This window comes from Thermoplasmata archaeon (genome assembly GCA_038851035.1).
Taxonomy (GTDB): Archaea; Thermoplasmatota; DTKX01; order VGTL01; family VGTL01; genus JAWCLH01.
Genome location: JAWCLH010000001.1, coordinates 121,191 through 146,806 on the forward strand (window position 1 = coordinate 121,191; position 25,616 = coordinate 146,806).

General features: G+C 62.2%; 22 protein-coding genes. 9 read left to right on the forward strand and 13 right to left on the reverse strand.

Annotation, left to right across the window (positions count from 1 at the left end; genetic code table 11):
* The 6 genes from nikR to QW379_00435 form a co-directional block, all read right to left on the reverse strand.
* Window positions 1-402, reverse strand: coding sequence for a nickel-responsive transcriptional regulator NikR (nikR, locus tag QW379_00410; protein ID MEM2868871.1), 402 nt, complete (start codon window positions 400-402; stop codon window positions 1-3).
* On the reverse strand, window positions 386-1,189 hold the full coding sequence (locus tag QW379_00415) for a hypothetical protein (protein ID MEM2868872.1): 804 nt from the start codon (window positions 1,187-1,189) through the stop codon (window positions 386-388). The genes nikR and QW379_00415 overlap by 17 nt, the downstream gene beginning before the upstream one ends.
* Window positions 1,176-1,958 carry a hypothetical protein gene (locus QW379_00420; GenBank protein MEM2868873.1) on the reverse strand — a complete coding sequence of 261 codons (783 nt, stop codon included), beginning with the start codon at window positions 1,956-1,958 and terminating at the stop codon, window positions 1,176-1,178. Before QW379_00420 ends, QW379_00415 begins: the two co-directional genes overlap by 14 nt.
* Before the next feature lie 152 nt (window positions 1,959-2,110).
* Complete coding sequence (locus QW379_00425; GenBank protein MEM2868874.1) at window positions 2,111-3,826, reverse strand: radical SAM protein; 1,716 nt, start codon at window positions 3,824-3,826, stop codon at window positions 2,111-2,113.
* Window positions 3,827-3,924: 98 nt separating this feature from the next.
* A complete protein-coding gene (gene dnaK / locus QW379_00430) occupies window positions 3,925-5,814 on the reverse strand; it encodes a molecular chaperone DnaK (protein ID MEM2868875.1) in 1,890 nt (629 codons plus the stop codon).
* Between the two features lie 21 nt (window positions 5,815-5,835).
* Window positions 5,836-6,615, reverse strand: a complete 780-nt coding sequence (locus QW379_00435; protein MEM2868876.1) for a nucleotide exchange factor GrpE — start codon at window positions 6,613-6,615, stop codon at window positions 5,836-5,838.
* Window positions 6,616-6,729: 114 nt separating this feature from the next.
* On the opposite strand from QW379_00435, the gene QW379_00440 reads away from it, so the two are divergent.
* Window positions 6,730-7,737 (forward strand): THUMP domain-containing protein, encoded by a 1,008-nt coding sequence (locus QW379_00440; protein MEM2868877.1) that lies wholly within the window; start codon window positions 6,730-6,732, stop codon window positions 7,735-7,737.
* A gap of 102 nt (window positions 7,738-7,839) precedes the next feature.
* Here QW379_00440 and QW379_00445 read toward each other — a convergent pair whose 3' ends face one another.
* The 5 genes from QW379_00445 to QW379_00465 all read right to left on the reverse strand — a co-directional run bounded on the left by QW379_00445 (window position 7,840) and on the right by QW379_00465 (window position 13,592).
* Window positions 7,840-10,389 carry an Ig-like domain-containing protein gene (locus QW379_00445; GenBank protein ID MEM2868878.1) on the reverse strand — a complete coding sequence of 850 codons (2,550 nt, stop codon included), beginning with the start codon at window positions 10,387-10,389 and terminating at the stop codon, window positions 7,840-7,842.
* A 131-nt stretch (window positions 10,390-10,520) separates the two neighbouring features.
* The gene (gene porB / locus QW379_00450; protein MEM2868879.1) at window positions 10,521-11,441 is read right to left on the reverse strand and encodes a pyruvate synthase subunit PorB; all 921 of its coding nucleotides are present in this window, start codon (window positions 11,439-11,441) and stop codon (window positions 10,521-10,523) included.
* 118 nt (window positions 11,442-11,559) lie between these two features.
* Window positions 11,560-12,747 carry a pyruvate ferredoxin oxidoreductase gene (gene porA, locus QW379_00455; protein ID MEM2868880.1) on the reverse strand — a complete coding sequence of 396 codons (1,188 nt, stop codon included), beginning with the start codon at window positions 12,745-12,747 and terminating at the stop codon, window positions 11,560-11,562.
* 12 nt (window positions 12,748-12,759) lie between these two features.
* A complete protein-coding gene (locus QW379_00460; GenBank protein ID MEM2868881.1) occupies window positions 12,760-13,044 on the reverse strand; it encodes a 4Fe-4S binding protein in 285 nt (94 codons plus the stop codon).
* The gene (locus QW379_00465; protein MEM2868882.1) at window positions 13,041-13,592 is read right to left on the reverse strand and encodes a 2-oxoacid:acceptor oxidoreductase family protein; all 552 of its coding nucleotides are present in this window, start codon (window positions 13,590-13,592) and stop codon (window positions 13,041-13,043) included. Before QW379_00465 ends, QW379_00460 begins: the two co-directional genes overlap by 4 nt.
* A gap of 274 nt (window positions 13,593-13,866) precedes the next feature.
* Here QW379_00465 and QW379_00470 point away from each other — a divergent pair, with 274 nt between their 5' ends.
* Both QW379_00470 and QW379_00475 read left to right on the forward strand, forming a co-directional pair.
* Complete coding sequence (locus tag QW379_00470; protein ID MEM2868883.1) at window positions 13,867-14,583, forward strand: ATPase domain-containing protein; 717 nt, start codon at window positions 13,867-13,869, stop codon at window positions 14,581-14,583.
* A 244-nt stretch (window positions 14,584-14,827) separates the two neighbouring features.
* On the forward strand, window positions 14,828-15,805 hold the full coding sequence (locus QW379_00475; GenBank protein MEM2868884.1) for a hypothetical protein: 978 nt from the start codon (window positions 14,828-14,830) through the stop codon (window positions 15,803-15,805).
* 183 nt (window positions 15,806-15,988) lie between these two features.
* Here the strand turns inward: QW379_00475 and uppS are convergent, their stop codons facing one another.
* Complete coding sequence (uppS, locus tag QW379_00480; GenBank protein ID MEM2868885.1) at window positions 15,989-16,786, reverse strand: polyprenyl diphosphate synthase; 798 nt, start codon at window positions 16,784-16,786, stop codon at window positions 15,989-15,991.
* A gap of 94 nt (window positions 16,787-16,880) precedes the next feature.
* Here uppS and QW379_00485 point away from each other — a divergent pair, with 94 nt between their 5' ends.
* The 3 genes from QW379_00485 to QW379_00495 all read left to right on the forward strand — a co-directional run bounded on the left by QW379_00485 (window position 16,881) and on the right by QW379_00495 (window position 19,495).
* Window positions 16,881-17,417 carry a DJ-1/PfpI family protein gene (locus QW379_00485; protein MEM2868886.1) on the forward strand — a complete coding sequence of 179 codons (537 nt, stop codon included), beginning with the start codon at window positions 16,881-16,883 and terminating at the stop codon, window positions 17,415-17,417.
* 19 nt (window positions 17,418-17,436) lie between these two features.
* Window positions 17,437-18,384, forward strand: coding sequence for a choice-of-anchor T family protein (coaT, locus tag QW379_00490; protein ID MEM2868887.1), 948 nt, complete (start codon window positions 17,437-17,439; stop codon window positions 18,382-18,384).
* A gap of 94 nt (window positions 18,385-18,478) precedes the next feature.
* Window positions 18,479-19,495 (forward strand): histone deacetylase, encoded by a 1,017-nt coding sequence (locus tag QW379_00495; protein MEM2868888.1) that lies wholly within the window; start codon window positions 18,479-18,481, stop codon window positions 19,493-19,495.
* Here the strand turns inward: QW379_00495 and QW379_00500 are convergent.
* Window positions 19,492-20,646, reverse strand: coding sequence for a CBS domain-containing protein (locus QW379_00500; GenBank protein ID MEM2868889.1), 1,155 nt, complete (start codon window positions 20,644-20,646; stop codon window positions 19,492-19,494). The genes QW379_00495 and QW379_00500 overlap by 4 nt on opposite strands.
* Before the next feature lie 239 nt (window positions 20,647-20,885).
* On the opposite strand from QW379_00500, the gene lonB reads away from it, so the two are divergent.
* The 3 genes from lonB (at window position 20,886) to QW379_00515 (ending at window position 25,559) form a co-directional block, all read left to right on the forward strand.
* The gene (lonB, locus tag QW379_00505; protein MEM2868890.1) at window positions 20,886-22,886 is read left to right on the forward strand and encodes an ATP-dependent protease LonB; all 2,001 of its coding nucleotides are present in this window, start codon (window positions 20,886-20,888) and stop codon (window positions 22,884-22,886) included.
* Window positions 22,887-23,215: 329 nt separating this feature from the next.
* Window positions 23,216-23,782: a nicotinamide-nucleotide adenylyltransferase gene (locus tag QW379_00510; GenBank protein ID MEM2868891.1), complete on the forward strand. Its 567-nt coding sequence runs from the start codon at window positions 23,216-23,218 to the stop codon at window positions 23,780-23,782.
* A gap of 142 nt (window positions 23,783-23,924) precedes the next feature.
* Complete coding sequence (locus QW379_00515; GenBank protein MEM2868892.1) at window positions 23,925-25,559, forward strand: hypothetical protein; 1,635 nt, start codon at window positions 23,925-23,927, stop codon at window positions 25,557-25,559.
* Window positions 25,560-25,616 lie beyond the last annotated feature (57 nt).

Genomic DNA, 25,616 nt, shown 5'->3' on the forward strand with positions numbered 1-25,616 from the left:
TCAGCTCTTCAGCATCACGAGCTCTCCGAGCTCAACGCCCCTGAGCGCCCTGATGTGCTGCGCTAGGGAGCGGACCTCCCCCGCGTCTCCCCTGAGCACGAGCACCTCGAGGCACCGGCGCTCGTCGATGTGGATGTGCGTCGTCGCCAGAACCCCAGCGTGGTGGTGGTGCTGGAGCTCGAGGAGGCGCTGTGTCACCCCGGCGCGGTGCTCGTAGATTATCGTTAGTGTCGCCACCACGTGCCCCCGGGCCACCCTCAGTGCTTCCCGCGCAAGCTCCTCCCTTAAAATGTCGCGAATCGCCCTGGAGCGGTTGTTGTAGCCCCTCTTGTGCGTCAGGGCATCGAACCTCTTCAGCAGCTCCGGCTCGAACGAGACACCGACCCTAGTGACCCTCTCCATGGTTCTCGGAGGGCCATGGGCTCGTGCGGATATTGAATTTTTCTTCCGCCCCCCCGGGCCGGAGCGGTCCGGGAGTCGGGGATGGCTCGGGAGCCTGAGCGCAGAGGGAGAAGTTGACTTCACACCCCATCGAAGCCCCATTAACGGGACTGAGCCAAACGGGGTAGCAGGAGGGGGTCAGGGTGATGGAGAGCGGGGATGTGACGTTGGGGCCCTCCGCGGCCTCCAGCTGCGCTGGAGCTGGCCATCTCAGGCGGGGGAGACCTGGAGCGTGGTCTTCCGGGCCTTGCGATACGGCTCCGCCAAAGTCCCCACCCTCGATTTTGTAGTATCTATACTCTAGAAAATCGTACACGAAATTGGCCCCCGCCACACCGACTGCTAGGGCGAATATCGGTGTGACGTCAATCGAGAAGGGATGACCCTCATAGCTCGAGTGAATAATGGGGGCGCCGCCGAGAATCGAGAGGAGCCAGAGCATCGAGAGGGTCACGAAGGCGCCGTCGAGATAGAGTCTGAAAAGCGTGCCCTTGGGGAACCTCTCCTGAGCGATCGAAATCGAGGTGAGGAGGAGCCCAAGAGGAATTATATAGGTTGCGGCGAAGCGGAACCGGCTCGAGTCGAGCTGGGGGTACTGGGCGAGCACGAGCTGGAATGAGACCAGCGGAGCGACCAGGTATATCAGGAGGGTCATGAGCGGTTTAAGGTGGTGCAAGTCCCTGAAGCGCTTTAGGGCCTCCACCCACCCAACCTGAACTCTCGCCCCCCGGGGCTCAGATTTCGGCAATTCCACCACCTCCAGCGGGGAGGTTGAGTGATACCCGCGCGAGCTCCCTCCCCCCCGCCCTGAGGGATATATAAAGGAACGGCTCTATGTAGCTCAGGACCGTTTCCAGACCGCCGCTATGGAGCGTGACTGGCTCCCCCCCGGCGAGAATCGCAGCGGCAACCCACGAGACCAAGCTGTCGAACAAGTCCCCGAGAGCCGGCATGGCATCCCTCAGCGCGGCGCTCAGGTTGCCTCCGAGGAAGTAGCCAGCCCATTCGCGTAGGGGAGGCCTCCAGGAGTAATCGATTGTCTCCTCGGCGTGGAATCTGGCCAGGCCTAGGATATAGGCGGCGTCCACCCTGACCTTGATGACGAATTTCGTCGCGCTGAAGAGTATCGAGCCGAAGTCGAGCCCGAGGAGCCTCTCTAGAGGCATGATGGCGAGAATCGTCCTGTTACCGCCGCCGAAGGCCGGTATTCTGACATTTTTCACAGAGTAATCCACGAGCCTGACGCCGGAGGGCGTTGAGATCGAAGCATCTATATTAAGGTCCGTGATGTCGTAGAAGCCCCTGTTCTGGATTGTGTAGCTCCCCAGAAATACGATGGAGGCATTCCCCGCGTCCAGCCTCCAGGAGAAGTCTTTCTCCGTCGGCAATGTGACCCTGACAGCTCCCGAGGTCAAAAGGCATAGGTCGCTGAGGGAGAGGCACGCCACAGCGACGTTGAGGAGAAGGACTACACTCCCCACGATGCGAAGGAGCCTGCGCTCTTGACCCCTCCTCATCACTCGCCACCCCCTCTCTCTCCCCTCTGGACAGAGACCCGTTTCCCTCTCGCATTTTCATGATAATGACACTCCATTACATACGTTGGTTAATCGGGAATATAAAATTTTTGGAAAATTAGTAAAAATTAAATCGATACGAAGAGTAGGGGTCATCTCTCACAGGATATTAGCTCCATGAGCGGCCTCAGAGGGCGCGGGTCGTCTAGGGCGGCTGAGACCTCACTGGAGTTTTTAAACGGCCTTCTCCGGACGATTCTTGCCGCCCTCATCCTTCCAATGCCCCTGATTGCCGCCAATGCGGAGAGGGGCAAACTATTCACCTTAAGTGGGGTGGGGAGGCCGGTCACGCTCCTCTCCCCGTGGTCGACGACGACTATATTTAAGCACTGCCCGGACATCAGAGCCTCCTCCGAACCGGCTCCCTTTGGAATTCCGACGAGAAGGGGATAGGTCCCGGACTGTCTCCCAAAGACGAGGCGGCCAATAATGACCTCAGGGAACACATCCCTCAGAACCGTCCCAAAGGGTGCGATCCTCGCCAGCATCGGCCGGTCTATCTCCCTCCTCACCCTCTCCTTGAACCGGAGAAAGGCCCCCCTGTGCCGCAATGGCGGGAACCTCCTCCTGACCGGAGCCACCTGCCTGATGTTGATTCTCCTCAAGAGCACCCCCTCCCCAGCCAGCCGCCTGAGAAAATCAAGGTTGAGCTCGTAGGTCCGGGAGGTCTCGGCCTCAAGACCGCAGAGGAAGTTCAGGCCCGGGAGGAGGGCGGGTAGTCCCGTCGGGGACATGGCCGCTCCAGCCGCGTTTATCATCCTCACCGCCTCCAGCGTCTGCTCTGGAGTGGCGTTCAGGTTGTTCGCCTCCATCACCGCCGGGTCCGCGCTCTCCAGCCCTAGTGAGAGCACGTTTCCGCCCGTGCAGTATGAGACCAGCTCCCCAAGAATCGCCCTCGATTCCTCGGGATGGGAGGCGATGACCGCTGGGTTGGCGTTGTCGGTGTGCAGAACCTCAAGCCCCGGCGCCGCGGCGCGAATTCCTCTCAGGAGCCGCGCAACGGCCTCCAGCGAGGGCCTCGGCGCCTCTGTGGTACCCACCCCCTCCGCTAGGTAGGAAAATATGCAGGAGGCCCCGCCGAGCCTGAAGCCCACGGCCCCAGCCTCATGAAGTGCGGAGACCTCCGCCGCTACGTCTTCAGGGGTCCTGAACCTCGGCCTCCCGTAGAGTGCGTCGGTGCAGAAGCTACAGCCGCCCGAGCGGTACCGTACGCAGCCCCGGTACAAAAGGAGCTCGACCATGAGGGGTCTGGGGAAGTCGGGGTGTTCCCTCACCAAAGCCGCTCCCATCCTGAGCCACCTCTCCTCCTCCTCGGCCGACCGCTCCCTGTCCCTCCAACGACCCACCCTCAGGTACTCATAGAGAGCCGCTTCGGCGTCCTTCCGGGCGACGAAATCGAACAGCCCCCACACGCCCTCAAGGGCCCAGGGGGAGAAGCGCGCGAGGGGGCCTCCAAGCAGCTTGGCTCCTCTGAAGGCGCGCGCGATTTCTCCCATCTCTCGCACAGATAGTGGGAGGCCGCGGAGGTACTTTCCGGGAACTGAGGCCCCTCCCGAGAGCGCGAGAACGTCGCACTCAGAGAGGATGCGGGCCTTCTTGAGGGCTCGCTCCCGCGCACCGGGCGCGGGAAGGGTCGGGGAGCCGCTGACAAGGCCAGCCGCCCTCAGCTCGTCGGCAGTCAGGTATAGCCAGTCGTGGCCCGCGTCTCTCACGGCGCCGGCGAGGAGGCGGGGGTAGGGCGAAATGTAGGGTGGGACGCCCAGCGTGGAGGGCTCGTCGACATAGCCGTCCACGATCGCTGCGCGCATGGCCCCCACGTATCTATCCGGGCATTTATAACCGGGGACCGGGCGAGCTCCGGCCCCCTATGGCCCTCCCCCGTTCGCCCCCCGAATCGCCGTGGCCGCTATTTCTCGTCCACGACTTTATACTCCGCATCCACCGTCTTCCCGTCGTCGGCTCTTTTCTTTCTATCGGCCTCCTCCCCTTTCTCCTCCGATGGACTGGCTCCTCTCTCCTTCTTCCTCCGCTCCTCCGCTGCTTGGGCGGCCGCCTGCTGGTACATCCTCGTGGTGACGCCGTGGAGAGAGGTCGTGACCTCTTCGGATGCGGCCTTTATCTTCTCGATGTCGTCGCCCTTTAGCGCGTCCTTGAGCCGCTCTAGAGCGGCCTGAACCTTCTCCTTCTCCTCCTTCGAGGCCTTGTCCCCCATCTCCTTCAGGAGCTTCTCAGTCGAGTAGATGAGGCTCTCGGCCTGGTTCTTCGTCTCCACCCTTTCCTTCTTCTTCTTGTCCTCCTCGGCGAACTGTTCGGCCTCCTTGATCATCCTCTCGATCTGCTCCTTGGAGAGCTTGGTGGAGGCGGTGATGGTTATGGCTTGCTCGTTACCCGTCCCCAGGTCCTTCGCAGAGACGTTGAGAATTCCGTTGGCGTCGATCTTGAATGTCACCTTTATCTGCGGGATGCCCCGGGGCGCTGGCGGGATGCCTACAAGGTGGAACACACCGAGCGAGGTGTTGTCAGCGGCCATCGGCCTCTCGCCCTGGAGCACGTGAATCTCGACCGTTGACTGGTTGTCCGAGGCCGTGGTGAATATCTGGGACTTCTCGGTTGGTATGGTTGTGTTGCGCTCGATTATTTTCGTGAACACGCCCCCGAGCGTCTCGACGCCGAGCGAGAGTGGGGTGACGTCGAGGAGGACTATGTCCTTCACCTCTCCGGCGAGGATGGCCCCCTGAATCGCCGCGCCCATCGCGACGCACTCCATTGGGTCCACCCCTCTCTCGACCTTCTTCCCGAGGTATTCCTCAACGAACCTCTGCACTATCGGCATCCTTGTCGGGCCGCCGACGAGGATGACCTTGTCTATGTCCTCGGGCTTTAGCTTTGCGTCCGAGAGGGCCTGTGCCATCGGGCCCCTGCAGCGCTCGATTGTCGGTCTGACCAGCTCCTCGAGCTTAGCACGGGTGAGAGTGTGCGTGAAGTGCACCGGACCCTCGGGCGTTGCCGAAAGGAATGGAAGGTTGATCTCAGTCTCCAGAGTCGTGGAGAGCTCGATTTTCGCCTTCTCGGCGGCCTCCCTGAGCCTCTGGAGGGCGGTCTTGTCCTTCCGGACGTCGATGCCGTGCTCTTTCTTGAACTCAGAGGCGAGGTATTCGGTTATCGCGTTGTCCATGTCGGTTCCGCCAAGCTGTGTGTCGCCGCTAGTCGCCAGAACCTGAAAGGTTCCTTGCCCGAACTCCATGACGGTGACGTCGAGAGTGCCACCGCCTAGGTCGAAGACGAGTATTTTCTGCTCCTTGTCGCTCTTGTCCAGTCCGTAGGCGAAGGCCGCCGCCGTCGGCTCGTTGATGATTCTGACCACGTCCAGCCCAGCTATCGCGCCTGCGTCCTTTGTTGCGGTCCTCTGGTTGTCGTTGAAATAGGCCGGGACGGTTATCACGGCCTTCTCGACCTTCTCGCCCAAAAAGGCCTCCGCGTCCCTCTTGATTTTCTGAAGTATAAAGGCGGATATCTGCTGGGGCGTGAACTCCCTGTTGCGAAGCTTCACCCTGTAGTCCTGTCCCATCTTCCTTTTGATCGCGAAGACCGTGCCCTCTGGGTTGGTGACTGCCTGCCTCCGAGCCGGCTCGCCGACGAGGAGCTGCCCGTCCTTGGTGATCGCCACGTACGACGGGAAGGCCTTGCCCCCAAGGCTCGTCCCCTCGGCGCTCGGTATTATCGTCGGTCTCCCGCCCATCATCACCGCCGCTGCAGAGTTGCTGGTTCCTAGGTCTATTCCGATTATCTTGCCCATCATTCTCACCTCCTCTCTCCCTCACTGCACCTTGCTTCCCTCGCTCGCTCCACCCTCCGTTCTCCCCTCCCCTCCGGAGCCACCGGTCCCCCCCGCGCCCCCCACTGGCGCGGGACCGGTTGCGACCGTGACCTTCGATGGCCTAAGGAGCTTCCCGTTGAGCGTGTAGCCCCTCCTGACCTCCTCGATTACCGTGTACTCGGGACGCCCCGGGTCGGGGACGAAGCAAACGGCCTCGTGGAGCTCCGGGTTGAACATCGTCCCTACCGCTTCTATCCTCTTCACACCCTCCCTCTCGAGCAGCTCCCTAGCGCTCTCAAGGGTTAGCCGGAGCCCCCTCATCAGCGCGCTCTCGTTGCTCAGCTCCCGGCTCCCGGCCTCGACCGCCCTCTCGAGATTCTCATAGACATCGAGGAAGGAGCGCAGGAGCGAGGCCCTCTCGCGCTCGACCGCCCCGCCCCTCTCCCTCTCGGCGAACTTCTTGAAGTTCTCGAAGTCCGCCGCCACCCTCTGGAGGTTCGAGCGAATCTCCTCCGCCCTCCTGTTGGCCTCCTCGAGTTCCCTCCGGAGCCTCTCCTCACCGGATGGGGCCGTTGAAATCACCGGGGGCTCGGGGGCCGCCGGAGGGGCGGGCGTGGGGGTGGTGGAGGCCTTGGCTGGGCAGCCGCCATCTTGCGCTGGGGGCCTGGATGTCCCGGGGACTCCCGGCTCCATAGCATCCACGGTGGGCCTCTCGCTCTCGCCCTGAGATTCCCCCGCCGATTCTCGCGCGTCCTTAGGGATAGCTTTCCTTCGCGCCATCGAGCTCACCCGGTTATTAACCGGAGGTTATCTACTGCCCCCAAATTACTTATCCCCTATTTAAACCTGGCGCCCGGGGAAAGCCTATTCTGCCGGACGGAAATGGGAGGTAGGATGGGACTCATACTTGTCCGTTACGGCGAGCTTGCGCTCAAGAGCAGGCGTGTCAGGCTGCGCTTCGAGAGGGCCCTGATGCGCAACATCGAAGAGATGTTCATGAGCGCGGGGCTGGAGTGTCTCACATCGCGCGAATGGGGCAGAATCTTCTTGCGCACTGCGGACGACAAGGGGGCTTGCACCCTACTTAGAAGGGTGTTCGGTGTGACCTCCTTCAGCCCGGCTGTGGAATGTAGTTCCGACGCGGGCGAGATATTGGGGCTGGTGGCGGAGTGCTCCCGGACCGCGCTGCGCGATGGCCAGACTTTCGCGGTCCGCGCCCGCCGCACCGGGACCCATCCCTACACCAGTCAGGAGCTCGCCGCCATGGTGGGACGGGAGGTGTTCAGGGCCAACGAGGGCCGGGGCGTCCGGGTTGACCTGACGGCCCCCGACGTGGAATTCTTTGTCGAGGTGCGCCAGAAAAGAGCCTTCGTCTTTGTTGAGAAGCTGCCGGGCCCCGGGGGCCTCCCGTTGGGCACGCAGGGGCGCGTCGTGGCGCTGCTCGACGGAGAAAATGGGGCCGCAGCAGCCTGGCTGATGATGAAGCGCGGATGCAGGGTCATAGCGGTCGCACCTGAAGTGGGGGAGCTCGGGGCAGAGGAGTCTCCCCCGCCACCTGAAATCCCCCCTACCCTCCAGAACCCACCCACCCCGGACCCCTTGCGTCAAGCGGCCACGAGCGCTCCCATGAAACACGAGGGGGCTCAGGATGGGCCCCGGAGGGCTCTTGATATGCTCCTCCCATGGGCGCCCGGGCTGGTGCTACATAGAGTAGATGATGTCTCGGTCGGAGGACTCGCCAGCCTCGCCCGCCGGAGAAAGGCCGCGGCTATAGTGCTGGGGCTCACTTACGACGAGCTCGAGCGTGGGATACCAGTCGCACCGACTCCGGTCCTCTTCCCGCTCTGCGGTATGTCTGGCGATGAGATTCGGGCGCTCGTCGCGAGAATAAGGGAGGCCTGACTCCCCCGACCGCGCGGCGGGCGGCTTTGCTTCAGTACCGCGCCGGCCCCTATCCTAAGCTTTGGCATCCGCCCGCGCGGCGCGGGGGGTGGCCACCGTTCCTCAGTCCCTCCTCCGGCGCAATAGCGCCAGACCGGCTCCCACAGCGACGAGAAGGAGGAGAGCCCCGAATCCCGGCTGGGAACTAGGCTTCTCGTAGGTCACGGTGACGCTCTTTGTCGCCTCGTTGCCCGCGGCGTCCCTCGCAACCACGGTGATGTTGTTCTTGCCCTCCTTCAGGGTCACGTTGCCCATGAACACCCCCATAAAGGACCTGACCTGTGTCGCCTTGACGCCGTTGACGAAGACCTCCACATCAACGGACAGACTCGTGTCGTCGGTGGCCGTGCCGCAGACGAAGATGGTCCTCTTTGTCACCTTGGCACCGGGCTTGGGGGAAGTAATCTCGATTTTTGGCTTGACGGTGTCGGGAGGAGCGGTGCTGTAGGTCACCTCGACGGAGGTGATGTTCGTCTTGCCCGAGTAGTCCGTCACCCTGACGTAGATGGTGCTCGTGCCCTCGGGCAGGGTCAGGTTGTAGTAGGTCCAAGTGTTCGTGCCGGTGGCGAGCCACCACACAATCCCGCTTAGGCTTACCTCGACCTTCTCCACTCCAACATCATCCGACGCGGTTCCTGTGACGTTGATGGTGGCCGTAGTCAATGTGGTTCGATTGGCTGGATATGTGACGGTCACGACGGGATTCTCGGTGTCCATGACCGCGCTGGCCAGCGTGACGTTGAACATGTACTCGTTGTTGCCCGTCTCGATTAAGATGTAGTAGAGACCCGAGGCCGTCGCGGTGTACTCTAGTGTAGTGGGCACGTCGGGGTTGACCCAGTCCGTGGCGTCAATCTCGTTCTTGTCGGGCCCGTAGAGCGTCAGCCTCCCCTCCTCCGAGCCGCTCGTGACCCTGAAGCCCAACGAGAGCTTCTCTCCGGTCACGGCGCTGAAGCTGTAGAAGTCCTTCTCGTCGTCATCGCCCATGAGACCCGTGTAGTTTTCGCCCCTCTGCACAGGCCTCGCGGTGTTTATGTCGTCGCCCGCGTCCCCGAGCTCGCCCGCGTCGGTCTGGTCCGTGAGCGTGAGGTCGAACCTGTAGGCGTTGTCGCCCTCAACCATCAGGTACCACTGGCCCGCGCCCGCGTTGTTGGTTATCCAGACGACCTCGTTCTCGCTGATGCCGGGGTTGAGCCACTCGGTGGACTTGAGCCACTCCTTGTTCGGCCTGTACATCTGGAGCCTTACGGTCTTTGGCTCGGCGCCCAGATTTGTGAAGTTGAACATGATTATCTGCCCGCCGCTGACATTGAACTTGTAATAGTCCTTCTTGTCATCGTCATGGATGTATCCGGTGTAGGTCCCGTTGCCCGAAATGAGGTAGGCGGTGTTGATGTCTCCGGAGACGTCCGTCCCGGAGTCGGCGTCGTTCTCGGGAATCAGCTCCAGGGCGAGGGTGTAGTTGCCTCCCTTGCCGCCGTACTCGACCATTGCGTAGTAGGTCCCTCCGGTGGTGTCGGAGGTCTGGTGGAATATCGTGTCGCTCAGCTCCGCGGCCTTCCAGTCGGTGGCGTTCAGCCACTCCTTGTCCGGTTTGTAGAGGTTCGCTCTCAGCGTCCCCCCGGAGGGCACGTTCGCGCCGACGGTCAGCTTGAGCACGATTTTGTTCCCATTAGGCACGTCGAAGGAGTAGTAGTCCTTCTTGTCGTCGTGGAGGAGGTAGCCCTCGTAGGTCCCGGGGCCCGGGAGCGCCATGGGGGTCCGGTCGAAGGAGCCAGACACGTCCGTCCCGGTCCCGGCGTCGTTCTCGGGAATCAGATTGAGGGAGAGGGTGTAGTTCCCTCCCTTCCCGCCATACTCGACCTCTACGTAATAGGTCCCGCCGGTGATGTCCGAGGTCTGGTGGATTATTCCCTCGCTCAGACCGGCGTGCTTCCAGTCCGTGGCCTTCACATATTCCTTGTTGGGGTCGTATAGTTGAATTCTCATGGTGCACGCTGAAGGCGCACTAGAGGCCACGGTCAGCGTGAGGTCGATTTTGTTCCCGGGCGGGACGTCGAAGGAGTAGTAGTCGCTTTTATCCTCATTGGCGAGCCAGCCCTCGTATGTCCCGGGCTGAATCGGCCTGGCCGTTGTGTCCGTGTCGCCGGCGTCGCCCTGCTGGCCCGCGTCGCTCTGGTCCAGAATCTGGAGGGTGAAGGAGTAGAATACCGTGGTGGTTCCACCCCCGAACTCGACCTTCAGGTAATAGCTCCCCGCGTTGGCATGGCCCAGAGTGTAGTCCAGGACAACCGGTTCGGCGCCGGCCGCAATCCAGCCTGTCTCATGAATGAACTCCTGGTTCGGGTCATAGGTCTCGAACCTGGCCCTTGTTCCGCTGGTGACCTTGCATGTCAGGATGTACCTCTGCCCCTCCGCCATCGTGAACTTATAGTAGTCCTCTTCATCAACGGTCTCGCTGAGGCCCCCGGTGTAGTCACCGGGCTGAATCGACTCCGCCTCAGTGAATGCATTGTTCGGCTCCTGGTCCCCGGCCGCTCCGCCCATCAGGCCTCCCAGAAAACCAAAGAGGAGGAGGGCCGTCACAAAGCACGATGCCAGTTTTCTTTTCATCCAACGCATCCTCCTTGTTTATTTTAATAAAATGAAATAGGGTTTCATAATATATTAATTTAATCCCCATAACTTCCATTCCTTCTGAAACCTTCTAAAACGCTTTCTGAAATGTCCGGGCTTGGGAGAGTCTATGGGCCCCGCGAGTCCGCCGGTTTCTCGCGCTGGCTCATCTCCTCCTTTTTTAGGAGGAGTTCCCACTCCTCGTCGACGAGCTTCTGTATCATTTCAATATCTTCTTCCTTCAGGTGCCTAAAGCGCCCCTGCATCATCAGGTACTCGCTCACTGGCTTTCTCTTCGCTGGCTTCCTGACGGTGTAGACGCCGTTCTCGACCTCGTACATCGGCCACATGCAGCTCTCGACAGCCAGCCTCCCGATCGTGATGGTCTTTTCCGGGTCCGACTTCCAGCCCGGAGGGCAGGGGCAGAGGACCTGAATGTACTTCGGGCCCCTTATGGACGCGGCCTTCTGGAGCTTCCTCACGAAGTCCTCCGGGTAGGAGACGCAGGCCGTGGCGGCGTAGGGAATTCTATGCGCCACCATTATCTCCACGCCGGACTTCTTCGGCTCGCGCTTCCAGTTTCCCGTCGAGCCGCCGGGCGTGGTCGTGGTCCATGCTCCTATGGGCGTCGAGGAGGACCTCTGGATGCCCGTGTTCATGTAGGCCTCGTTGTCGTAGCACACATAGATGATGTCGTCCCGCCTCTCCACGGCCCCGGAGAGGGCCTGAATTCCGATGTCCAGTGTGCCCCCGTCACCGGCCCAAGCGACGACGTTGACGTCTTTTATCCCGCGCACGTCGAGCGCGGCCCTGATGCCGCTCGCGGATGCGGCCGCGGTCTCGAAGGCCGTGAAGAGTACCGGTACATCGATGCTGTTGTAGGGGTAGACGCCCGGCATCACCGCCCAGCAGCAGGCCGGGATGGCCAGAATCGTCCTCTTTCCGAGCGCCTTGAGCGCAAGCCTCATCGCGATGCAGGCCCCGCAGCCCGGGCAGCCCATGTGGCCGGGGGAGAGGTTCTCCTCGGCCGGGAGCGGGAGTTTGGCCATCAGACCCACCCCCCAAGGTCTCCGGAGCGCGCGTAGGTGGTACCGCGCCCCCAGCAGCTCGCGGACCCCCCGGTTGCGCTCGGGAGCTCCGTCACGCGGAGAAATCGGAGGAGCGCCATCACACCACCTCCGGTCTTTTCAGGTCAACCCACTCCTTCTCGCGGTCCAGCCCGGAGGACCCGATTCTTAGCAGGTTTTCGAACATCTTCTCGATGGTCTTCATGGTGATGTCCCTCCCCCCGACACCGGCGACGAAGTTCTTCACGAGCGGCCGGTCGCGTAGCTGGTAGAGCGCGCTCTTGATTTCCGTAAAGAGGGGGCCGCCATCGCCGAAAGTGTAGCACCTATCCATGACACCGATCACAGGCACCCTCCGCCCGAGCGCCCTGAGCTCTTCTGTCGGGAAGGGCCTCAAGCAGCGGATGCGGGCGAGCCCGACCCTTTTCCCCACCTTCCTCATATCGTCCACCACCTCCCTCGCCGTCGAAGCCGCGGTGCCTGCGCAGGCGATAATGGCGTCTGCACCATCAGTGCCGTACTCGTCGAGGAGACCGCCGTAGCTCCTGCCGGTCAGCTCCCTCCACTCTCTCTCGACCTCCAGAATTCTCCGGCGCGAGAGGTCCATCGCTTCGGCAATGTTGTAGCGCATCTCCATGTACCATTGGTGGGGCATGGAGAGTGAGCCGAGGCCGTGGGGCCTGTCCACGTCCAGCTTGAACGGCGGGTCGAAGGGCGGGAGGAAGGAATCGACCATCGCCTGCTCCGGAATGTCCACGGGCTCGTAGGTGTGGGAGAGATAGAAGGCGTCCTCCGTCACGAAGCCGGGGAGGAGGATGTCGGGGCTCTCCGCAACCTTGTAGAGCATTATCACGGTGTCGAGCAGCTCCTGCGTGCTCTCGGAGTAGAACTGCATCCAGCCCGTGTCCCGCTGCGATATCGAGTCCGTCTGGTCGGCCCAGACGCTCCAGGGCGGGCCCACGGCCCTGTTCACATTGACCATCACGATGGGGAGGCGCGCCCCCGACGCCCAGTGGAGGAGCTCGTGCATCAGTAGTAGGCCCTGGGACGAGGTCGCGGTGAATGTCCTCGCCCCAGTCGCCGAGGCTGCGATGCACGCGGCCATGGCGCTGTGCTCCGACTCCACGCAAATATACTTCGCTTTCATCTCGCCCGATGCCACGAAGTCCGCGATCAGCTCGACGACGTTGGTCTGGGGTGTTATCGGGTAGGCCGCGATCACCTGCGCCCTGGCGAGCTTGGAGGCGTAGGAGGCGGCGTAGTTCCCGTTGATCAGCTTCTTCACCATTTCACTCACTCCTCACTCCTCGGGGACCATCTGAATCGCCCCCGCCGGGCACTCATTCGCGCATATCCCGCAGCCCTTGCAGTGGTCGTAGTCGAACTCCACTCCCTTTCCGTCCTCACGAATTCGGACGCTGACGTCGGGGCAGAACTTCCAGCATATCCAGCATTTCTTGCACTTCGCAAGCTCGACAACGGGTCTGAAGGTCCTCCACGAGCCTGTCTTGAAAAAGCCCCGCGTGGTCTCGAAAGTGATCGGCCCGGGAGGAAGGTCCTTGTAGCTCCTGAGCTCCCGTCTCACTCGACCACCGTCCTCTCGCTCGCCTCGAGGGCCGCGGCCGCGTTCTCCTCCGGCTTCAGGGGCACCGTGGCCTTTATGGCCTTGACGACCGAGTCCATGCGAACGATGCCTAGGAACCTGACCATCCCGCCCAGTATCGCCGTGTTGACTATTGGTGATGTCCGGCTGCCCAGCCTGTGCTTCAGCGCAATCCCGGTGGCGTCCACAGTGGCAACGGTCTGCTTTATGCCGTCCCTGAACGCGGAAGGGGGTTTCGGAGAGTTGATTAGTATCTTTCCCTGGGGCTTCAGGCCCTGAATCACATTGACATACTTCATCAGGAAAGTATCCAGAACCACCACTGCGTCTGGATCAGTTATCTCGGAGCGAATTCGAATCGGCTTATCGTCCACCCTGAGGAAGGCGGTGACGGGCGCGCCCCTCCTCTCGACGCCGAAGTAGGGGAATGCCTGAACGTTCTTTCCCTCCTCGAACAGAGCAGTCGCTAGAATTGTGGACGCCACCACCGCTCCCTGCCCGCCCCTTCCATGGAACCGAATCTCCAGCACCGGCCGCTACCCCCACCAGCGGTATCGAGTAATCAATAATAAATCTGTCTATAAACAGGCCCCGAGCCATCCCTATTCCACCCGCCCGAGCCTCTTCCGCGCGAGGGCGGAAGCGGTTAATCCTTTGCTCTGCTGGACAATGCCCAAGAAGCGCCTGGCGCCTGAATTCCTTATCCGGAATTTACGTTCGTTGTGCTGAGAAAGCCAGGTGGAGACCCGTGCGGAACAAGGGTTATATAGGTCGTTCCGAAATATCTTGTGGGGGGAGGGCCGTATGCAAACCGAGGGTGAGGTGGAGCGAATTCCAACGCACATCAAGGGCCTCGACGAGCGCATGGAAGGCGGAATTCCGGTGGGGCACATAGTGCTCCTTTGCGGACGCGCGGGGAGCATGAAATCCACCCTCGCCTTCAGCATAGTATATAACGCGGCCAAATCGATGGGGAAGCGCTCTCTCTACATCTCTCTGGAGCAGAGGTCCGAGAGCCTGCTTCGACAGATGAGGAAATTCGGGATGGACATCTCAGGCATGAACGAGCTGGTGATCATGGACCTGGGGAGGCTCAGGGGGGCCAAGGAGCTTTCAATATCGCCCCAGCAGCAGGACTGGATGCCTGCGATTCTGAGGGGAATTACCGCCTATAAGAACAACTTTGGCTGCGAGCTCGTTGTCATCGACTCCCTGGACGCCCTCTACACCCTTTCGTCGATGGAGAACCCGCGCGTGAAGCTCTACCATTTTGTCGAAGGCCTGCGGGACCTGGGTGTGACCGTGTTCCTTGTCTCTGAGATTCGCGAGAGCGAGACTCGCTTCGGCCAGTTCGGTGTGGAGTCATTCCTCTCCGATGGAATCATCCACATCGACCTGACGCGTGAGGGCAAGAACGTGGGCAGGTGGATAGGTATCGCGAAGATGAGGGAGACGAACCACGTCCAAGGCTACTTCCCGCTGATTGTGGACAGGACGGGGTTCAGAATCGTCACAAAGTGAGTGAGCCCGGGGATGCCCGATGGGGGAGAGGAAAACGCGCCCGGAGATTCGTGGGAGGCGGAGAGGCAAGGCGGGGGCGCCAGCCGATTCGGTCGGGCGTGCTGCCGGTCCCGGCGCGAGCCCCCATGGAGGTACCCCTGAGACGACCAAGCTCCGTAAATTCTCCCCTCTCATCGGCCCCAGTCCGGCATTTCCGCGCGCGGCTGGTGCGGGCGCTCCAGCGTCCGGGCTTATAAGAGACGATGTGAGCGGGCTGCAGGCGCCACCCCCAGGGGTCTCGGGGCCGGCGAGCGGCGAGAAAGGAGTTCCCTCGGGGGAGGAACTGGGGGAGCCGCAGGGCTCCCCAAAGGCACAGCCCTCCGCCACTGAAGCCGCCCCGTTCGTCACCGTCGTTCCCGCGCCCGCGCCGCCCACACTTTCCCTGCAGGCGCCGCCTGAGGACACGGTAGGAAAATTGAAGAGGGAGGTCGAGCTCGAAAAGCGGGAGAGGGCGGTTGAGGAGAGAGAATTCCGGGTGGTGGAGGCGGAGAGGGAATTGGAGTTGAAGAGGAAGGAGATGGCGGAACGTGAGAGTGAAGTCGAGGCGAGAATGGGGAAGTTGGTGGAGGCGGAGAGGGAATTGGAGTTGAAGAGGAAGGAGATGGCGGAACGTGAGAGTGAAGTCGAGGCGAGAATGGGGAAGTTGGTGAAGGCGGAGAGAGGGAAGGAAATAGGGACCAAGAGGGTTGAGGAAGTGGAGAGCGCAATCAGAGAGAGGGCTGGGGAGAAGTTAAAGGAAATGGTGGTGGCGGAAGCCGAGGCGCCGGACGTGGGTTTGCAACCCCCGCCCCAGGCCCAGAGGGCTCCAACGATGGTGTGGGAACCAGGGCTACCTCCTCCTCGGCTCTCCCAGTCCCCAGCGCCTAGCGAGAGGGAGCCACCGCCCCCTCCTCCCGCTCCACAGTCTTTGCTCTGCAAGCAGCCCCCCACGCCTCCTCCTTTAACTCCACAATCTCTGCCTCTTGTGAGCCCTGAAGCCGCTACCGCCCCACACTCTCCGGTCCCATCTTTATCACCGCCTCCGTCCAGCGGCACGGCTGTTGACCGAGAAACGGCCCCAGTGGACAAACCCCTCCTCAAGGTCCGCTGCTCTTCATGCAAGAGCATAATTCCCATCTACACGCGAGAGAGACCGCTCAGGATAAAGTGCACCGGCTGCGGCAAGGAAGGGACGCTCAGGTGATTTCTCTCACCCCTGCTGGAAGTCGGTTTCGAGCTGGCCGGCCTGCCCAGGCCCTGTTCACCGACGAGGAGAATGGAGCGCGGGAAGCTGGAGAGAAGCCCTTTCCCATGGCCTGAGCGCGGGCCAAGCCGGGCCTGCAGAGCGCGCTGATAGTGAAGAGGGACATTTCGAGGGGCGCGGGCCTCATCTCCCGAAGCGCCTATGCCTGCTCTGGTAGGCACGTATGGCTCTGAGAAAATCAACCTTCCTCAGGCCGGGCCAGTATACATCCGTAAAGTAGAGTTCCGAGTAGGCGAGCTGCCAGAGAAGGAAGTTCGATATCCTCTCTTCGCCGGAAGTCCTGAGAATCAGGTCCGGGTCGGGGAGGTCGTAGGTGTAGAGGTGCGACGAGACCATTTTCTCGTCTATCTCCTCCGGCTTCACCCTGCCCTCCGCAACCTCCCGAGCGATTTTTTGAATGGCGTGGATGATCTCCTCCCTGCCTCCGTAGGCGACGGCGATGTTGAAGAAGTACTGGTCGTAGTCCTTGGTTCTCTCCTCCGCGTAGCGAATCGCCTTCTGTACCCTCTCCGGAAGCAGGGATATCTGCCCTATCGCCCTAACCCTGATCTTGTACTTGTGGGCCCTTTCGTCGTCACCGGCCTTCCTGAAGTTCATCTCGAAAAGATCCATGAGCGCCTTGACCTCCTCCGGGTTGCGCTTTAGGTTCTCGGTGGAGAATGCATAGACCGTGAGAATTCGGATGCCGACGTCGAGGCACCAGCCCACCAGCTCCTCGAGCTTCTCTCTTCCGGCGATGTGGCCAGAGACCGGGTCGAGGCCCATCTCCATCGCGAACCTCCTGTTCCCGTCCATTATTATCGCGACATGCCTCGGAATCGGCCCCGCCTTAACCTCTTTAAAGAGGGCATTTTCGTAGGCTTGGTAAGCGATGTCGCTGATGGCTTTCGATATCTCAGCCATCCCCCATCTCCGCCCCATCCTAAGCTCTCCCCACCTAAAAACCTTTTCCAGAGGGAGCGGATGGGAGCGAAATCTTTAAACCGTTGTGAAGGGATGATACGCCGGTGAGGCGATGGCTGCAGCCGGAAAGAAAGTGTTGATGGTTATAGCTCCGAAGGACTTCAGGGACGAGGAGCTCCTCGAGACGCGCAGGGAACTGGAGAGCGCTGGGGCGAGGGTCACGCTCGCGAGCACCACACTCTCCGAGGTCAGGGCGATGTTCGGGGCACGCGCAAAGCCGGACATTCTCCTGAAGGACGCGAAGGCGAAGGACTACGACGCCGTGGTCTTCGTCGGTGGCAGTGGCTCTCAGGTATACTTCGGCGACCCCGTGGCACACTCCCTAGCGAGGGACGCGGCCTCGGCTGGAAAGGTCGTGGCCGCGATATGCATAGCGCCCTCGATACTAGCGAAGGCTGGGCTGCTGAAGGGAAAGAAGGCGACTGTTTGGGACGACAAAGGCGCCTCGGGCCCCTTCTCCGCCAATATCAAGAACGGCGGGGGCGTCCTTGTGGCCCAGGACGTCGTGCGCGACGGGAACATCATCACCGCCAACGGGCCCCAGGCGGCTCAGAAGTTCGGGAGGACCATTGTTGAGGCTCTCAGCTAGACCGCCGGCATGGCATCTGGTGCGAGGGGCGCGGCTAGGCGAGTCACCGTCCCAGCGACCTCTTCGGGCCGCAGTCTTCATCGCCTTTTTGGGAATTTGTTTGGGCCAGTTCCCCTTCTCGAGTGCCCAAGGACTCGTGCCAGAGCTCACGCTCACGCTGGAGAAGACCGACCTCGAGGCCGAATCGCCCGGGAGCGCCTCCGTTCAGGGATGGCTCCATCTCGATGGGCTTCCGTTCATTCCGTACAGGGTGAACATGAGCGCAGAGTGCTCTGGCTGGAGCGCAGTCTGCGAGCCCGCCACTCTAATATTCACCGGCTCGGGGAACCAGAGCTTCAACGTCACTGTCTCCATACCAGCGGGCGAAGAGGGCGGGGAGACCCAGCAGCTAAACGTTACCGCTACCGTCACCGCCGCAGGAATTCCGGCGAGCAACGCAACCGCCTACGCAATTGTTACCGTGAGGCAGGTCTTCGGGGTCGACCTGAGCTCGGAGGTCTCGAACCTCGAGACTACCGCCGGGAGTCCAGTGAACTGGCCATTCCGGCTGACCAATACTGGGAACGGGCGCGATTCCTATTCGGTCTCGGTCGTGGACCTCCAGAGCTACACGAGCACCGGCTGGGCACTCAGGTTCAACAGGACGATAGTCTCTATTGACAACGGGAGCCAGGCAGACATCAGCCTGAACATAACCCCACCGGCGAGCCACCCAGGAGGAGTGGTGGAGCTTTGCGTCCGGGCCTACTCGAGGAACGCCAACCTCAACAACAGGACCGTCGAGGATTTTCTCTCCCTCTACCTGACTGTCCAAAAGCGCCCGGCTGGGGGCGGCGGGGGAAAGCCGCCGCAGGAGCCCCGGAAGGTCCCGGGCTATGGCGCCGCTCCCCTGCTGGCGCTGCTGTTTATCGCCGCGTACGCGGGCCGCCTCAGGCGCGATGCTAACCGAAGGAAAGGGGGCGGCTGACCCGGCCAACCGGCGAGAGCCCAGCGGCGAGGCCTAGCCCCTGCTCGCAGGACGAAAAAATTAATCACGCCGAGCGCAATTCCCGGCGGGCCCGATGACGCTCGTACACCACCCAAGATACCACGCCCACAGGCAGACCGTCGGCCATCCGGAGTGCCCGGAGAGGCTCGATGCGATCGTCGCGCGCCTCAAAAGAGAGGGTCTATGGAATGACGTCCTCAAACCGGAGCCCGTGGACCCCGCGCTGCTCAGAAAGGTCCACACGCCGGAGTACATCGAGAGCATCCGGGACTTTGGGGAGGGCTATATGGACCCCGACACCTATGTCCGGCCCGAGACCTACGAAATCGCCCTGCTGGCGGCAGGGGGTGCAGTCCTCGCCGCCCGGACCGCTCTCGAGAGGGGCACCCCGAGCTTTGCGCTCGTCAGGCCCCCGGGACATCACGCCGGGAGCTACCACGGTGGGGGCTTTTGCTACTTCAACAACGCCGCGATAGCGACCGAGGCCGCGCTCGAGAAGGTCCGGAGGGTCGCCATCGTCGACATCGACCTACACCATGGGAACGGCTCGAGCGACATTTTCTACAAAAGGGACGACGTGCTCTACATCTCGACCCACCAGGGCGGAATCTACCCCGGCACCGGCATCCCGGAGGAGCTGGGCGAGGGAAGGGGCATGGGCTACAACCTGAACATCCCGCTACCAGGTGGCAGCGGAGACGCCACCTACAACTTGGCCCTGAGGCGAATAATAAAACCAGTGCTCCAGAGCTACCGCCCGGAGCTGATACTGGTGTCGCTCGGCGGCGACGCCCACTACATGGACCCGCTCGGGGGAATGGCGCTGACCTCGCCTGGGTACGTGGCCATTTCCGAGGAGCTCCTCGCGCTCGCCAGCTCCCTTTGCGGCGGCGCAATCGCCTTCACGCTTGAGGGCGGCTACCACACCGGCGCGCTGGCGGAGCTCGTGGCTGGTATCGTTGCCTCCTTCGATGGAAAGAAAGTCCAGTACGAGTTCGACCGCTCCTCGGACGAGACTGGCACGGGGGCCTACGCCGTTGCTCGAGCTGCCGCGGCGATGAGGAGGCACTGGCCATCGATAGAAGGCTAGAATTTTCTCCCCCTGGGCTTCTCCTTGTCCAGCTCGCGCGCCCTCCTTATCTGCTTCTCTAGCTTCTTCATTGCGTCGTCCGTTGCGGCGAACAGGTCCCAAGCGTAGGTATAGGCCCTGTAGATTCCCTTCCTCGTCGAGAGCCGGACGCGGAGGGAGTGCTTGTATACGTCCCCCCGCGTGTGGTGGCGGGCGATGTGCATCGTCAGGACCCTCGGGGAGCAGAGGCTCGCCACGCGCTTCATGGCCCTCTCGATAATGGAATACAGCATGTCGTAGGTGTCCGGGTCCTCGTCCTCGAGGCCTGTAATGTTCACGTAGAGTCCCTCCTTCTCCTTGAGAGAGGTCAGGAGTTCGAGAATGTCGGACTGGGTTAGCACGCCGACGGGCCTGTCGTCCCTCGTCACCACCACGGTGGAAACGTCCCTCTCGACCATCAGCTTCGCGGCCTCTGCGAGGGTCGCCTCCGGTGAGATCGCGATGGCCGGCGAGCTCATCACGCTCCCCACTGCGATTTCGAGGGGGACGCGCTCGCCCGGGGAGCGGGCGTGCCTCCCCTCCCTCTGGTCCTCCATGACCTGCACTATGTCCCTCGCCCCCACTACGCCGACGAGCCTGCCCTGGTCGTCCACTACGGGGACACTCCTCACGTCCAGCGACTTCATTCCCTGGCGCGCGCGCTCTAGGCTGTCGCGCTCCCTGACCACAACTGGGGAGGGGCTCATCACATCCTCCACCTTGACCGAGGAGAGCTCGTCGGCGCCGAGCAGGCCCCGAATCAGGTCCGACCTCGACACGATACCCACGACTCGGGAGCGGCGGACCACCGGGACCGCTCGCATATCGCTGGAGAGCAGAGCCTCCGCTATCGTGGCTGCGCTGGCGTCCTCAGGGACCGATGGTGCTGAGACCATTACGCTCTTCGCCTCCGATGAGAGGGGGAACTGGCGCCTCTTTATTAGGACGTCATAGCTCACCATTCCCAGAAGATTCCCCCTCTCCACGACAGGGAGCTCGTAGACGTCGGCCTTCTTCATTTTTCCCAGGAGCTCCGAGAGCGGCTCCCCGGGCGATGCCGTCACGACCTGTCTGGTCATCAGCTCGCGCGCTCTCAGCTCGTTGACGCTGAACGGCTTGGCCACTTTCCCCACCCCGCGCGCCCCTACAACACGCTCCCCGTTATTAAGTGTGAGCCCGCCGCCCATTGCTAAACAATATCAATGAATATCAACGACCGCCCGGGAAGACCGCTCCCCCCACCCGCTCACAATCCCGCGGGCCGAGGGCAGAATCGCCAGCTCCCCTTGGGGAGAGGGGCCGGCGCGGGTTTAGCTCCAATAAAAACTTATATCTATTCTGTTATTAATAAGAGCTGGAGACGGTTCCGGACATGGCCGAAGGCGATGCTGTATCGGGGAGGGAGCCCCTGAAGCCAATCGAGGAATGGGTGAGGGAGCAGCCCTTCCTGACCACCGCAGAAATCGAGATTCCGCCGAAGCTCGTGGACCAGGTCATAGGACAGGACGCCGCAGTCGAGGTCATCCAGAAGGCGGCGGCACAAAAGAGGCACGTGATGCTGATAGGCGAGCCGGGGACCGGCAAGTCCATGCTCGCCCGCGCCATGGCCGAGATTCTTCCAAGGGAGGAGCTGCAGGACATCCTCGTTTTCCACAACCCCGAGGACCCCAACAACCCGAGGGTAAGGGCTGTGCCCGCGGGCAAGGGCAAGGAGATCGTCGCCGCCCACAAGCTCGAGGCGCTCAAGAAGAAGAGCGAGAGGAACCAGTTCCTGACAATGATACTTGCATTCGTGGTCATAGTGGCGGCTGTGCTCTCCATAACGCCCGATGGGCGCGGAGGCGTCGCGATCAACCCGATGGTTCTCTTCTTCGGAATCATAGCCGCGGCAATGCTCCTGATGGCCTTCAGGTGGATGGGCCAGAAGCAGGAGAACGCCCTGATTCCCAAGCTGCTGATATCCCACTCCCCCGATGACAGCCCTCCATTCGTGGACGCCACCGGTGCCCATGCCGGCGCGCTGCTCGGCGACGTCAGGCACGACCCGTTCCAGTCCGGCGGGCTTGAGACCCCCGCCCACGAGAGAGTCGAGGCCGGAGCTATACACAGGGCACACAAGGGCGTCCTGTTCATTGATGAGATCAACATCCTCAAACTGGAATCCCAGCAGTCACTCCTGACGGCCCTTCAGGAGAAGGAGTTCTCCATAGTGGGCCAGAGCGAGCGCAGCTCTGGGGCCATGGTCAGGACGGAGCCGGTTCCCTGCGACTTCGTGCTCGTCGCGGCCGGGAACCTGGACGCGGTCGAGGGGATGCACCCGGCCCTCCGCTCACGAATAAGGGGCTACGGGTACGAGATATACATGAAGAACTCGATGGAGGACACCCACGAGAACCGCGAGAAGCTCGTGCGCTTCATTGCGCAGGAGGTGGCGAAAGACAAAAAGATTCCCCACTTCGACAAGAGCGCTGTCACCGTGGTTCTCCACGAGGCCCAGAGGAGGGCCGGGACGAGGGGGCACCTGACGCTGAGGCTTAGGGAGCTCGGGGGCCTAGTCAGGGTCGCGGGCGACATCGCCCGTGAGAGGAAGGCGCCTCTAGTGACGGCGGAGCACGTGCTCGCGGCGAAGAGAATCGCCCGGACGCTGGAGCAGCAGGTCGCAGACCAGCTCGTCGAGAAGAAGAAGGAGTACAAGAACTACCTGACCGAAGGGGCCGAGATAGGCAGGGTCAACGGTCTGGGGGTTCTGGGCGGAGAGAGCGGCGTGTCGGAGCACGCGGGCGTGGTCCTGCCAATCGTGGCCGAGATGACGCCCGCGAGGTCTAGGTCGCAGGGCGAGATAATCGCCACTGGCAAGCTCGGTGAGATCGCGAAGGAGGCCGTACAGAACGTCTCAGCAATAATCAAGAAGTACACGGGCGAGGACATCAGCAACCACGACGTCCACATCCAATTCATCGGGACATATGAGGGAGTGGAGGGTGACTCCGCGTCCATATCGGTCGCGACCGCGGTCATTTCGGCGATGGAGGAGGTCCCGGTCAGCCAAAACGTCGCGATGACGGGCTCGCTGAGCGTTCGCGGCCAGGTCCTGCCGGTCGGGGCGATAACGGCCAAGTGCGAGGCCGCGGCCGAGGCCGGGATGAAGAGGGTCCTGATTCCCGCAGCCAACGCACGAGACGTGCTGCTGGAGGACAAGTACAAGGACAAAATCGAGGTGGTGCTGGTCGAGGACATAATCGATGTTCTTAAGAACGCGCTGGCCCCGGGCCCGAAGAGGGACAGACTCATCGAGAAGCTGAGCGCGATAACTCCCAAGCCCTCGACGAGTCCTACGAAGCCACCGACCGGGCTGCCCGCGCCGCAGGGGTGAGCGTCTGTCGGCGAGGAGAAAAGCAGATTCCGAGGAGTTAACGGGCTTTCTCTACCGGGGTCTTGGCGAAAGCGGGGGAGGGGGCTCACCCGATGATGAATCGGAGGCCTATCTCCGTGACCAGCCATGCTACGAATTCAACGACGCACTAGGGCCCGGAAGCGACGACCGCAGGTGCGTCCACTGCAGGAAGTTCCTCACGACATCGTGCGAGCATATTGAGAGGTTCCTTGACGAGGACGGCGACGTCGGCGGCATCGAGGAGTGAACGGATTGTCCCGGGAACATGGCCGAAGGCCCGCTGGTCGGGGGGCAGAAGGAGGGAGGCTATGAGGCGGAATTCCGTGGCGAGGAGGGGCGAGCGAGGAGCTGACGGCACCGGGACGGGCAGGGCACTCTTCGTCGGCCGCTTCCAGCCGATTCACCTGGGGCACATCAGGCTTCTGCGCTCCCTCAAATCGCGCTTTGGCTCGTTCATCATCGGCATCGGGAGCGCCCAGTACAGCCACACCCTCGAGAACCCATTCACCGCGGGCGAGCGCGTCGAGATGGTGGCGGAGTCGCTGAGGAACGAGGGCTTCGCCGATTTTTACGTTATTCCAATAGACGACATAAACGAGCATGGCCGCTGGGTGGCGCACGTGGAGAGCCTAGTCCCGCGTTTCGAAACGGCCGTGACCAACAACCCCCTGACCGCGCGTCTATTCAAGGAGAGGGGCTACGAGGTCGTCGGGACCCGCCTCTACGACCGGAGGAGGTACTCCGGAACGGTGATAAGAAGACGAATGTTGCAGGGCCGGCGCTGGAGGCACCTAGTGCCCGCGCCCGCAGCACGCGTAATCGACAGAATTCATGGTGTCGAAAGAATTCGGGAGCTCGCCGGGAGTGATGAGTAGCTCCCACCGGCAGGAGCGAGAGGGCGTTCCAGTGAGCCGTTGGTAAGTGTTGGAGTTTTGTCCTTGCGGGGTGCCCTCTTGGCCGCTCCTCCAGCACTCTTCCAGCAAAAGCCTTTTCTCCGCCAGACCCATCCGCGCCAGCGTGACTAAGGTCTTGCTCTACGCCCAGCCGCTCGAGGAAGGCCCGCGAATCAGCAGAATCGCCCTCCGCAAAGGAGAGTATAAGGAGGGAGGAGGGCTACTTGGCGGAATCGCTTTGACCGACGTCGGGGCCGCTGTGTGGGAGACATTGAAGAGAATATATCCCGAGCCCTCGCTGGATGCAATAGAGCTTCCGATGGGGCAGTCGCGGTGGGCCCTGCGTTTGACGGTTTCCCAGCTGAGAATTCTGATGAGCCGGCGCCAAATTCGGGCGCTCGAGGGAGCTCCTGGTAGCTACATTGCACTCGAGCTCGATGGCGACAAGCACGCGATATCGAAGTTCCTCAGGACCTTTCTTAAGAACCTGCGCAGGCCCCCCTGGGAAATCGTCTTCAAGGCGGATTTCAAGCGCGCGACGGGAAAGAATTCGAAAGATGTGGCGGCAGACTGGGAGCCATTCGCCCGGGGCATCTCGCTTGAGCCCGTGGAGCCGCGGGCGGGAGGGGGTGTGGAAGGCGAGGTCGAGCGCCTGCGCACCGGAGCCGGCGAGGCGGTTATGGAGGGCGGGACGGCCGGGGCCGCGGACGCAGAGAGCGCAGGCGGGAAGGGCCCGGCGGAAGGCGCAACAGCCGGAAAGGAGGCTCCCCCATCCCCGCTCGAGTTGTCCATGCGCTCCTCGCTCGACTTTGATGGCTCGGGGCTCATCCTCAGGGTCAGGGCCGAGAACCGCTCAACCGTCTCGCTGGAGGATTTAACGGTCGAGGCGCGGGCCTTCGGCTCGGTTCAGTTCGACCGGCCCCTCAGTAGAATCTCGTACCTCAGGCCGGGCGAGGGCCTCACGATATCATTCACCATGAGGATGGAGGGTGGTGTAGGGGGAGTGGTGGGGATGAGCACCAGCGGGGGAGGGGTGGAAGGCTCCGGGAAGCCCGGAGGGGGCGGTGGGGCAACGGGCGGAGGAGCGGGGGCCGGGGAGCTCGGGGGCCTGGCGAACAAAGGAGTTGCTGGGGACAGCGCAGGTGCGGTTCCCAGCTCCGGGGGGGCCACGGGCTCCGGCGAGGGAGGCGCAAATGAGGAAGCGCTCGCGGGCAGCGTTTGGGCGGAAGCCACGTTTCGCGCCGGCGAGAGGAGCGGAAGGGCGAGAACCGAGCCCCGCGCACTCAGGGCCGCGCCGCCGTCGCTAAGACCCGTCAATATCGAACCGTCGGACTGGGCCGCCCGGACATCGGGACTGATCAAGAGGGACGAGGAGCTGGCGAGGGCCCCGGTCCCGGCCCCGGAGGCCTTCGACGCCCTTGTTGAGCGCCTGAAGGCCCTGGGCATGTTTCTGCTCGAGCCGGAGGTCGTGCGCGCGGGCACCGGATACCGTGGGCGCCTGAGGCTATTCGGCGAGGACGCCCGTGGAAGGCCCCACGCGCTCGCCGTCGACTGCGCAGGGGACTACTCTGTCTCAAAAATCACGCTCCATTACTACGCGGAGAGCGCGGAGCTTGTCGTCGCGCTCAGGGAGCTCGCGATGGGCGCGCTTCAAAGCGGCGGGGGTGAGAACTCTGGCCGGAGGGGCGGCTTCGCTCTTGGCCACCGCGCTCATTCTGATAATGATTGTATCTATCGCCCTCCTGATGTCCTCGATTAAGGCCCACTTCGTGATATCCAACTACAAAATCGTCGTTGGAGCGCCGGCGCGGACAAT